Below are 10,315 nucleotides of genomic sequence, written 5' to 3' on the forward strand. Positions count from 1 at the left end.
CTGTTTTTGGCCAGGCAGAGCCGCTAAGGACCCTAGCAGACCAGGAGGGAAGCGCCGATGTCGATAACCGAGCCCCGTACCGCCGCAGCCCGGGTGACCACGCCCCAGGAGGTGATGGAGCTGTGCCGGCAGCAGGGCGTCCAGATGGTCGACCTGCGCTTCTGCGACCTGCTGGGTGCCTGGCAGCACTTCTCCATCCCGGCGGAGGAGTTGAGCGCCCGGCTCTTCAGCGAGGGGATCGGCTTCGACGGATCGAGCATCCGCGGCTTCCAGCAGATCCACGAGAGCGACATGCTCCTGCTCCCAGACGCCGCCTCGGCGCGCCTCGACCCCATGAGCCGCGTCCCCACACTGCTGTTGGTCTGCGATGTCCTGGACCCGGTCACCCGGGAGCCCTACTCCCGCGATCCCCGCGGAGTGGCTCAGCGGGCGGAGCGCTACCTGGCCGCCTCCGGCATCGCCACCGCCAGCTACTGGGGCCCGGAGGTGGAGTTCTTCGTCTTCGACAGCGTGCGCTACGACCAGAACGCCCACTCGGGCTACTACTTCGTCGATTCCACCGAGGGGGCCTGGAACACCGGCCGGGACGAGCAGCCCAACCTGGGCCACAAGCTGCGCTTCAAGGAGGGCTATTTCCCGGTCCCGCCTGCGGACTCCCTGCAGGAGTTCCGTTCGGAGGCCGTGCTCAAGATGCGCCAGGCGGGCCTGCCGGTGGAGGCGCACCACCACGAGGTGGCCACGGCGGGACAGTGCGAGATCGACCTGCACTTCGCCACCCTCACGGAGATGGCGGACCGGGTGCTGCTGTACAAGTACATCCTGAAAATGCACGCCCGGATGCAGGGCAAGACGGTGACCTTCATGCCCAAGCCCGTCTTTGGGGACAATGGGTCGGGGATGCACACTCACCAGAGCCTCTGGCTGGGGGAGCGGAACCTGTTCTTCGACGCCCAGGGCTACGCCCAGCTCAGCGAGATGGCGCGCTACTACATCGGCGGGCTGCTGGCTCACTCTCCGGCGCTCTTGGCCTTCTGCGCCCCCACCACCAACTCGTACCGGCGCCTGGTGCCGGGCTTTGAGGCGCCGGTGATCCTGGCCTACTCTCAGCGCAACCGCAGCGCCTGCGTGCGCATCCCCGTCTACTCCACCGATCCGCGGACGAAGCGGATCGAGTACCGGCCGCCGGACGCCTCCAGCAATCCCTACCTGGCCTTCGCCGCCATGCTCATGGCCGGTCTGGACGGGATCCAGCGTCAGCTGGATCCCGGACCGCCGCTGGACGTGGATCTCTATGACCTGATGGCGCACAACGGGAAAGATGTGCGCCAGGTGCCCGGGACACTGGCGGAGGTGCTTGACGCGCTGGAGGCCGACTACGAGTTCCTGCTGCGCGGCGGCGTCTTCACCGAGGACCTGATCCGCACCTGGATCCAGATAAAGCGGGTCCGGGAGGTGGACTCCGTGCGCCTGCGCCCCCACCCCTGGGAATTCGTCCTGTACTACGACGTCTGATCGGCTCCGTCCGATCGGCAACCGCCTGATCAATATCATCGTCCCGCCAGCCGCTTGACCGGCTCCGGTCTGGCGGCTATCCTGGCTTATTGAAATTCATTTTCAACTAAGCGGGGCGGCGCGCCATGGATGTGGAGCAGGCGGCGGGACACCTGCGGGCACACGGTCGGAGAATGACCGCCCAGCGCCGAGCCGTCCTGCAGGCGCTCGGTGAGCTGGGCTGCGCACGCCAGGTGAGTGAGATCCACGCCCGCGCCCGCCGCCTCGCCCCCCGCCTCGGCCTGGTCACCGTTTACCGCACGCTGGACGCACTGGCTGCGGAGGGGGTGGTCCGACCGGTCTTCCTGGGCGACGGCCGGACCCGCTACGAATCCGCACAGGCCGAGCGGCACCACCACCACCTCGTCTGCCTGGGTTGCGGACGGGTCGACCCATTCGAGGACTGCTCCCTGCAGCGGCTGGACGGGGCCGTGATGGGAAACGGGTTTGCGGTGGCCACCCACCGGCTGGAGCTGTTCGGCCACTGCCTGGACTGCCGGGGACGGGCGTGACCGCGTCTGCCCCGTGGCACCGGATCCTGGTCATGTTGGCCGTGCTGGTGGCGACGGGGTGCAGGCGGGCCCCTGCGGCCGCGGGGGTGGCCATCGTCGCCTCCATCGACCCCCTGGCGGAGTTCGCTGGCCGGCTCGCCGGAGAACGGACGGTCGTCCAGGTACTGGTGCCGAAGGGAGTCGAGGTGCACGACTACGAGCCGACGCCAGGGGACCTGCGGCGGCTGGTGGCCGCGCGGCTGTTCGTCTACAACGGCGCGGGGCTGGAGCCCTGGGCACCATCCCTGCGGGCACAGCTCCCACCGTCGGTGCACGTCGTCGAGGCCGCGGAGGGGCTGCCCCTGGCGGGGACGGAGGGTAGCGTGGACCCGCACGTCTGGCTCGATCCACTGCTGGCCAGCCAGCAGGCGGAGCGAATCCTGGCGGCGCTGGTGCGCGTGGATCCCGCGGGCTGCTCCCGCTACCAGGCCAACGCCGCCAGCCTGCGCGCCGACTTCCTCGCGCTGCACGCCGCCTACCGGCAGGGGCTGGCTCGATGCCGGCGCAGGGAGTTCATCACTGCCCACGCCGCGTTCGGGTACCTGGCGCGGCGCTACGGCCTGCGCATGGTGCCCATCAGCGGGCTGGCCCCGGAGGCGGAGCCGTCGCCCTCGCGCCTGAAGGCCGTCATTCAAGAGGCACGGCGTACTGGCATCCGCGTGATCTACGTGGAGCCCCGGGGAGAGCGACGGCCAGCGGAGACCGTCGCCCGGGAGATCGGAGGGCGGACGGCGATCCTGGACCCTCTGGAGAGCCTGCCGCCGCAGGCACGGCGCAGAGGGAAGGCCTACTTCACGGTGATGTATGCAAACCTCGCCCAACTCATCCAGGGACTGGACTGCCGCTAGCACCCCGGTGGTGGAGCTGGAGCACGTCTGCTTCAGCTATGACGGCGAGAGGGTGCTGAACGAGGTCAGCCTGGTCATCGCCCGCGGAGACTTCCTGGGAATCATCGGGCCCAACGGCGCAGGGAAGACCACGCTGCTGCGTATCCTCCTGGGCCTGCTGCGCCCTGCCTGCGGCCACGTGCGCCTCTTCGGCACCGAGGTCGGCCAGTTCCGCCAGTGGCAGCGCATAGGCTACGTCCCCCAGAAAGGTGTGGCTTTCGAGAGCCGCTTCCCCGCCAGCGTCTTCGAGGTGGTGAGCAGTGGCCGGGTGCGCCGCAGCGGGCTGGGCCGTCCACTGGGTGCCGCGGACTACCAGGCGGCGCGCCGCGCCCTGGAGACGGTAGGCATGGCCGCTTTCCGCGACCGGCTGATCGGCCGCCTCTCCAGCGGGCAGCAGCAGCGCGTGCTCGTCGCCCGGGCGCTGGTCAGCGACCCTGAGCTCCTCGTGCTGGACGAGCCCACGGTGGGGGTGGACGCAGAGGCGCAGGAGCAGTTCTACAGCCTGCTGCGCCACCTCAACCGGGAACGGGGGACCACCCTGGTGCTGGTCTCCCACGACATCGGCGTGGTCGCCCAGGAGGTGACGCGGCTGGCCTGCCTCAACCGCACCCTGGTCTTCCACGGCAGCCCGGAGGAGGCGGCGCGCTGCGGAGCTCTGGCTGAGATGTACCGCCTGCAGAGCTGGGTGGTAGCGCACCGGCACTAGTGCCGCCCCGGTGGGAGATGCCGGAGATTCTCCAATACGGGTTCATGCAGCGGGCGCTGCTGGGGGGAGTGCTCATCGGAAGCATCGCTCCCGTGGTGGGCGTCTTCCTGGTGCTGCGTCGCCTCAGCTTGATCGCCGACACCCTGGCCCACGTGTCGTTGGCCGGCGTGGCCGTCAGCCTCCTCCTGGGCGCCTACCCGCTGGCCGGCGCCCTGGCCGCGGCGCTGCTGGGTGCGGTGGGCATCGAGCGGCTGCGCGGAAGCGGCCTCGGGGGGGAGACCGCGCTGGCCATCTTCCTCTACGGTGGTCTGGCCGTGGCCGTGGTGGTCATCGGCCTGGCCGACGGATTCACCGTGGGGCTCTTCCCGTACCTGTTCGGGGCCATCACCGCAGTCCAGCCGCGGGACCTGTGGGTGAGCTTCCTGCTGGGCCTGGGGGTGCTGGGCGCGGTCGCCGTGTTCTACAAGGAGCTATTCGCCATCACCTTCGATGCGGAAGGGGCGCGGGTGCGGGGCCTGCCGGTGGAGGGGTTGAACCTGCTGTTCGCTTCCCTGGTGGCGGTCACGGTGGTGGTGGCCATGCGCGTCGTGGGCATCCTCCTGACCGGCGCCCTGATGGTCATCCCCGCGGTCACCGCGCTGCGTCTGGCCCGCAGCTTCCGCAGCGCCCTGGGAGTGGCCGTGGCCTGCTCGCTGACCACGGTCCTGGGAGGACTCGTCACCTCCTTCTACCTGGACGTCCCGGCCAGCGGAGCCATCGTCCTGGGCGGGATCCTCCTGTTCCTCCTGGTCTTCCTCCTCACCCCGGGTCGGTAGCCGGCAGGAGGACGTGCGTTGCCGCACGCGGGCGGAGGGCGCTGCAGCCGAGGCTTCAGCGCAGCTGCTGCCAGGAGAGGACGGTCACGCCGATGCCGGCCCCGGAGCTCAGGCGGGATGCGGCCAGGGGGTCGTAGCGGATGACCGTGGTGCCGTTGTTGTTCAGGAAGGAGGGACGGGTGTGGTTGGCGGTGTTGTGGTACATGACGCCGATCAGGTCCACCATAGCCTGCGGCCCCACCTCCATGCCATCGGAGGTATACACGAGCCCGTCAGCGGTGAACTTTGACTGCGACCCGCCCAGCATGACAAATCGACCGGTGGAGCTGCCACGCCGGAACAGGGCCAGGGCGACCTTCTCGCGGGCCGCTGCGGCCCGCGCCTCGTCCGCCGGTGCGGTGCCGAAGTTGGTGCCGAAGATGTCGTGTGGGATGGCCAGGCTGGCGTTCTGGTCTAAGACCAGGTTTCCTTCAATGGCCAGGGTGCCGTCGAGAATGGTCAGCTGGCTGCCCAGGGAGAGATTGCGCGTCCGTCCCTCGCAGGTGGCCCGCACGCTGCCGCCGACCTGCACGTCGCCGCTGACGTAGACGGTGCCCCGGATCTGCCCGCCGGTGCTGCTCAGGTAGGCCTGCAGGCAGTGGAACTCCTCCGCCGTGTAGACGGCGTCATCGGGGGTGGTGATCCCGGCCGCCCGGTTCACCGCGGCGTTGGCGGTGTTTCTTCGCGCTTCCTGCAGCAGCGGCTCACTGTCCAGGCCGGCCGCCGGGAGGATGCGCCGCCGGATGCGGTTCACGTAGACGTGGCGCACGTTCTCCTCTACCCGCAGCTGGGTGACGGTGGCGATGTCGGTGGAGCCGCTGCGCACCGTCAGGCAGGCGTAGTAGGTGAGCGGGGTGCAGGAGTGAGGCCAGGGGTCCCTCTCCGGCTGCGCCTTGACGATGTCCCCGAAGACGCCGAGGATCCAGGGTGCCGGGTCGACGCTGGGATCGGGAGAGTAGACCGGCCGGCTTTCGAAACCAAACAGCTCCCAGTCGTTGAAGGTCCCATCGCGCAGGGTGAGGGTCTCCACCGAGGTCTCGCTCAGGGCGTTGAGGCGGGAGCCGCTGTCCTGGAAGTTGATGTCCTGGAATGAGCCCATGTTGGCACCGCGGGGCACACCCGGCCCTGAGGGCCGCCAGGGCGCCAGGTAGGTGCGCGAGTTTGCCCCCTGGGCCTCCACCGTGGAGACGCCGAACAAACCGAAAGTCACCGGCGGACCGACCAGGGCCGTCGCCCGCACCTCGGCAGTGGCCGTTCGCCCCGCGGTGGTGGCTCGCCCCCGGGAGGTGATCTGCACCACGTCCTCCGCGTGGTCTTCCACCCAGATCCAGAACTGGCCGCCGGCGAAGTCCTCAGGAGGGATCGCGGCGGGGTAGCCCGGGGTGCGGTAGTTGGGGTCGCCCTTCAGCCGGACGATGGCCTCCTGCAGGCCGGCCTGCGCCACGTAGAAGCTGCGGGAGACGACCCCCTGGATGGTGGCGTGGGTAATGTCGGTGTTCATCACCCCTACCAGGCCCAGCCCGATGGCGCTGACCACCAGGACCACCACCAGCACAGGGATGACGGCCATTCCTTCCTCCAGGTGACCGGTGCGCGGCATGGCCGCCTCCCTAGTCGTTGCGCGGTACGAACTCGGTGCGGATGTAGCGGTCGGCATCGCCCCGCGGCGTCCGCTCGTGCAGGGTCACGGTCACACCGATCTCGTTGCCGGTAGCCGGGTCCCTGGTGATGGCAAACGCCAGCACCTGCACGTTGCGCGCCAGGACCTCAAAGGGGCCGGCGGTCACGGGGCTGGCAGCGGTGAATGTGGTGGTGGGATCGCAGTAGCGGCGCACCTCCCCGCTGGCCTGATCCAGGACGAGGTAGATCACTGCCTGCCACCGCGGCTCCCCCGTGGATGGATCCACGCTGAAATCCCCGCTGCAGCTGGCCCGCGCGGTGACCAGGCCGATGGCCGCGCCTCCCGGGTAGACCTCCAGCCGGCCGGTGCTCATGGCCGACTCACGCAGGTCGCGGGCCATGCGGTCTACGGCCAGGCGGACATCCTGCTGTACCGCCAGCCGTTCGTTGACGGAAGCGGCAAACCTGAGAACGGGGATGAACACCTGGTAGACTCCCGCCAGGACCAGGGCGAAGACCGCCATGCCCACCACCAGGTCGGCCAGGGCGTAGCCGCGGCTGCCTCTACCTGGCCACACGGGTCTGCAGCGTGCGCGCATACTGACCTCCGCCCGGAGCGCGCCCACCCTGCACCGTCCACCGCACGGTGACGGTCACGTCCACGTAGCCCGCTCCAGGCGGCTCCAGACAGCCGACGGTGATCGTGTAGGGGCGCCCCTGGCCATCGGGCACCTGAGCCGTGGTCGTGGTACCGCAGCCTTCTGCCAGCATCGTGGGCACGTCCAGCGCGGCCAGCCCCTCCATGCGCTGCCGCGCCAGGTTGACCGCCACCGCCGCGCTCTCCCCGATGGTGCCGGCGGTGACCGAGGTGATGAGGAGGCCGAAGAGGGAGACCAGGGCGATGGCGTAGAGCGCCACCGCCAGCATCACCTCCATCAGTCCGAAGCCGCCCTCGCGGTGGGTCTGCCGCATCATTTAGAATGTGCCCTCAGGCGGGATGGGCTAGACCGGATGGCTTGCTCCAAGTCCGCCGGCATCGCTGGCCTGACATCGGGCTCCAGCGGCAGCCGTTCCTTGACACTGCCGAAGGCCCGGTGCTATGAGGAATCGGTAGGCACCGAGGCCACAGGCCGGAGGGCCGTGCATGCGCATCGCCATGGCCCAAGTCAACGCCGTCGTGGGAGACCTGGAAGGGAACACCCGGCGGATCTGCCAGGCCATCGAGGCCGCGGCCGCGCACGACGTCGACCTGGTGGCCTTCCCCGAGCTGGCCCTCACCGGCTACCCGCCCGAAGACCTCCTCCTCAAGCCCGACTTCGTCGCCGCCAGCCGGGAGGCGCTGCAGGAGGTGGCGCGGCGCACCCCGGCCATGGGGGTGGTGGTGGGCTTCGTGGACGGGGACGACCACCTCTACAACGCGGCGGCGCTGCTGTACGACGGGCGCGTGGCCGGCGTCTACTACAAGCACCGCCTGCCCAACTACGGCGTCTTCGACGAGAAGCGATACTTCCGGCCCGGTACCGCCTGCCCGCTGTTTGCCTTTGCCCCCGCCCCCATTGCCATCACCATCTGCGAGGACATCTGGGCTCCGGGCGGCCCGCCCCAGGCCGCGGCCAGCGCCGGAGCGCTTCTGCTGGTGAACATCAACGCCTCCCCTTACCACGCCGGCAAGTGGCGACAGCGGGAGGAGATGCTGCGCACGCGGGCGCGCGACTACGCCACCACCATCGCCTATGTCAACCTGGTGGGGGGGCAGGACGAGCTGGTATTCGACGGGATGAGCCTGCTGGTCGACCACCGGGGGAACGTGGTGGCCCGTGGGCCGCAGTTCCAGGAGGGCCTGGTCTTCGGTGACGTGGACCTGGAGGCAGTAGCGGAGGCCAGGCGCGCCGCGGGGCCTCCGCCACCGATGGAGGAGGAGATCGCCACCCCCGCCGTGGCCGTGGGGCCGCACCGCCCCTCCCGCCGCGGCACTCTGCCCCCCACCCTGGTGCCGCCGCTGGAGCCCCTGGAGGAGATCTACCAGGCGCTGGTCCTGGGCACGCGCGACTACGTGCGCAAGAACCGCTTCCGCGACGTGGTCGTCGGCCTCTCCGGCGGCATCGACTCGGCCCTGGTGGCCGCCATAGCCGCGGACGCCCTGGGGCCCGAGCACGTGCACTCGGCCTTCATGCCCTCCCTCTTCACCTCGGCGCAGAGCCGGCGCATCGCCGAGACGGTAAGCCGCCGCCTGGGCGTCGTCCCGCTGGAGGTGCCCATCGACCCCATCTTCCAGGCGTTCCGGGAGGCGCTCCGCCCGGCCTTCGCCAGCCGGCCGGAAGACGTCACTGAGGAGAACCTGCAGGCGCGCATCCGGGGGACGCTGCTTATGGCGCTGTCCAACAAGTTCGGCTGGCTCGTCCTCACCACCGGGAACAAGAGTGAGCTCAGCGTGGGCTACGCCACGCTCTACGGGGACATGGCCGGGGGCTTCGCCGTGATCAAGGACGTGCCCAAGACCCTGGTCTACCAGCTGGCCCGCTGGCGCAACCGGCGGGGCGAGCTCTTCCCGCAGGAGCTGCTGGAGCGCGCGCCTACCGCCGAGCTGCGCCCGGGGCAGACCGACCAGGAGACGCTACCGCCCTACGAAGTCCTGGACGCCATCCTGGAGCTGTACGTGGAACAGGACCTGCCACCTGCCCGCATTGTGGAACGGGGTTTTGACCCTGGGGTGGTGGAGCAGGTGGTGGCTATGGTGGACCGAAGCGAGTACAAGCGGCGTCAGGCTCCGCCGGGGGTGAAGATCACCCCCAAAGCCCTCGGCAAGGACCGCCGCCTGCCCATTACCAACTGGTTCCGCGGCAGCGTTCGCTCTCCCGTCCAGCCCGTCGAAGGGACGCCGGCCCGCAAGTCGTGAAGGCTGGCAGGCGAGGGCGCCCCCCGGGGTTTGCCTCAGAGTGAAGCCGCGCCAGCTGGCCGTCCTGCGCTGACGGTTACGTCGCGTACTTCTTCGCCCAGTCGCTGACCAGGGGGATGGTGAAGTCCCTGCCGTTGTACGTCTGGTAGGCGTAGTAGAGGGAGAGGATCAACCAGGCCAGCCACAGGATCGGTCCCAGCAGCAGCGCGCCCAGCCATCCCAGGAAGGGGATGTTGGCGATGATGGCCAGACCGATGTAGATGACAGCCCAGGCGATGCCCCAGAAGAGGGCGGTCCAGCCGTGGCGCCGCATGAAGGCGTCCTTCTTCATCTCGGTCAGGATGATGACCAGGGCGATGATCCAGATGGGATATCCCAGAGCCGCCAGCAGGCGGTTGGACTGTTCCGGCGCTGTGGTCTGATCGCTCATCGGGCACCCCCCGGAAACCGATTTGCCTCCCGGTGCGCTTCGGCGGTGCGTCCGCATAATCCTGGTCCGCCGGCAGGGGCTCGGCTATGCTTCCTTCTGGCGTGGACCTTCGACCGACTCCCACCCTGCGCTGGCTGCTGCTGCTCTCCCTGGCGGAGATCGCCACGATGGTCACCTTCTCCAGCTACACCGCCGCCCAGCCGCTGCTGGCGCGGCAGTGGCGGCTCTCCAGTGCGCAGGCCGGTGCCATCTTCGGAGCCCAGCAGGCGGGCTACGCCCTGGCCGTGCTCTGGCTGGCCAGCCTGACCGACCTGGTGGGTGTGCGCCGCATCTACCTGCTTTCCGCAACGTGGAACGGCTTCGCCGCAACCCTTTTCGCCGTGGGGGCCAGGGGATTTCTCTCCGCCCTGCTCCTGCGGGCTCTGCTGGGCGTGGGGCTGGCCGGTACGTACATGCCCGGCGTACGCCTGGTGGCCGAGACCTTTCCACAGCGTCATCGCGGAGCGGCGCTGGGGGTGTTCATCGCCTGCTTCAGCGTCGGGGCGGCCCTCTCCCTCTTCCTGGCGGGCCGGCTGTTGCCCCTGGGAGTGCAGACGATGTTCTTGCTTACGGCGGCGGGCCCGCTGCTGGGCGTGCTCCTGGCCTGGCCGGTGGTGCACGATGTGTCGCGCCCTGCAGCGGGTGCGCGGCGAGGCGGCCTCCCCTTCCGGGACGTCCTGCGCAATCCGGCGGCTCTGCGCTTTATCGCCGGCTACGCCGCCCACAACTGGGAGCTCTTCGGGATGCGTGCCTGGCTTCCCATTTTCCTCACCGCCGCCTG

General features: G+C 69.5%; 11 protein-coding genes. 7 read left to right on the plus strand and 4 right to left on the minus strand.

Annotated features, from left to right (window positions below):
- Nucleotides 1-57 precede the first annotated feature (57 nt).
- The 5 genes from glnA (at nt 58) to QN152_05555 (ending at nt 4,510) form a co-directional block, all read left to right on the plus strand.
- Nucleotides 58-1,512, plus strand: a complete 1,455-nt coding sequence (gene glnA / locus QN152_05535) for a type I glutamate--ammonia ligase (protein ID MDR7538982.1) — start codon at nt 58-60, stop codon at nt 1,510-1,512.
- A 125-nt stretch (nt 1,513-1,637) separates the two neighbouring features.
- On the plus strand, nt 1,638-2,063 hold the full coding sequence (locus QN152_05540) for a Fur family transcriptional regulator (GenBank protein ID MDR7538983.1): 426 nt from the start codon (nt 1,638-1,640) through the stop codon (nt 2,061-2,063).
- Complete coding sequence (locus tag QN152_05545) at nt 2,060-2,950, plus strand: zinc ABC transporter substrate-binding protein (GenBank protein MDR7538984.1); 891 nt, start codon at nt 2,060-2,062, stop codon at nt 2,948-2,950. Before QN152_05540 ends, QN152_05545 begins: the two co-directional genes overlap by 4 nt.
- 7 nt (nt 2,951-2,957) lie before the next feature.
- Complete coding sequence (locus tag QN152_05550; GenBank protein ID MDR7538985.1) at nt 2,958-3,695, plus strand: metal ABC transporter ATP-binding protein; 738 nt, start codon at nt 2,958-2,960, stop codon at nt 3,693-3,695.
- Nucleotides 3,696-3,712: 17 nt separating this feature from the next.
- Nucleotides 3,713-4,510 carry a metal ABC transporter permease gene (locus QN152_05555; GenBank protein MDR7538986.1) on the plus strand — a complete coding sequence of 266 codons (798 nt, stop codon included), beginning with the start codon at nt 3,713-3,715 and terminating at the stop codon, nt 4,508-4,510.
- Between the two features lie 55 nt (nt 4,511-4,565).
- Here QN152_05555 and QN152_05560 read toward each other — a convergent pair whose 3' ends face one another.
- The 3 genes from QN152_05560 to QN152_05570 are packed head-to-tail and all read right to left on the minus strand — an operon-like array spanning nt 4,566 to nt 7,144.
- On the minus strand, nt 4,566-6,149 hold the full coding sequence (locus QN152_05560; GenBank protein ID MDR7538987.1) for a hypothetical protein: 1,584 nt from the start codon (nt 6,147-6,149) through the stop codon (nt 4,566-4,568).
- A gap of 10 nt (nt 6,150-6,159) precedes the next feature.
- Nucleotides 6,160-6,747: a hypothetical protein gene (locus QN152_05565; protein MDR7538988.1), complete on the minus strand. Its 588-nt coding sequence runs from the start codon at nt 6,745-6,747 to the stop codon at nt 6,160-6,162.
- Entirely contained in the window at nt 6,734-7,144 is a 411-nt protein-coding gene (locus QN152_05570; GenBank protein ID MDR7538989.1) for a type II secretion system protein, read from the minus strand. Before QN152_05570 ends, QN152_05565 begins: the two co-directional genes overlap by 14 nt.
- A 169-nt stretch (nt 7,145-7,313) precedes the next feature.
- On the opposite strand from QN152_05570, the gene QN152_05575 reads away from it, so the two are divergent.
- Nucleotides 7,314-9,065 carry an NAD+ synthase gene (locus QN152_05575; GenBank protein MDR7538990.1) on the plus strand — a complete coding sequence of 584 codons (1,752 nt, stop codon included), beginning with the start codon at nt 7,314-7,316 and terminating at the stop codon, nt 9,063-9,065.
- Between the two features lie 76 nt (nt 9,066-9,141).
- Here QN152_05575 and QN152_05580 read toward each other — a convergent pair whose 3' ends face one another.
- On the minus strand, nt 9,142-9,495 hold the full coding sequence (locus QN152_05580) for a DUF4870 domain-containing protein (GenBank protein MDR7538991.1): 354 nt from the start codon (nt 9,493-9,495) through the stop codon (nt 9,142-9,144).
- Between the two features lie 86 nt (nt 9,496-9,581).
- On the opposite strand from QN152_05580, the gene QN152_05585 reads away from it, so the two are divergent.
- A partial coding sequence (locus tag QN152_05585; GenBank protein ID MDR7538992.1) for an MFS transporter occupies nt 9,582-10,315 on the plus strand: 734 nt, incomplete at its 3' end.

The sequence above is a fragment of the Armatimonadota bacterium genome (genome assembly GCA_031459715.1).
Lineage (GTDB): Bacteria > Sysuimicrobiota > Sysuimicrobiia > Sysuimicrobiales > Humicultoraceae > Humicultor > Humicultor tengchongensis.

Excerpts from the sequence above, each read along its gene's own strand:
- QN152_05555 (MDR7538986.1), top strand. The coding sequence starts at position 3,713 with ATGCCGGAGATTCTCCAATACGGGTTCATGCAGCGGGCGCTGCTGGGG.
- QN152_05580 (MDR7538991.1), bottom strand. The coding sequence starts at position 9,495 with ATGAGCGATCAGACCACAGCGCCGGAACAGTCCAACCGCCTGCTGGCG.
- QN152_05540 (MDR7538983.1), top strand. The coding sequence starts at position 1,638 with ATGGATGTGGAGCAGGCGGCGGGACACCTGCGGGCACACGGTCGGAGA.
- QN152_05570 (MDR7538989.1), bottom strand. The coding sequence starts at position 7,144 with ATGATGCGGCAGACCCACCGCGAGGGCGGCTTCGGACTGATGGAGGTG.
- QN152_05575 (MDR7538990.1), top strand. The coding sequence starts at position 7,314 with ATGCGCATCGCCATGGCCCAAGTCAACGCCGTCGTGGGAGACCTGGAA.
- glnA (MDR7538982.1), top strand. The coding sequence starts at position 58 with ATGTCGATAACCGAGCCCCGTACCGCCGCAGCCCGGGTGACCACGCCC.
- QN152_05560 (MDR7538987.1), bottom strand. The coding sequence starts at position 6,149 with ATGCCGCGCACCGGTCACCTGGAGGAAGGAATGGCCGTCATCCCTGTG.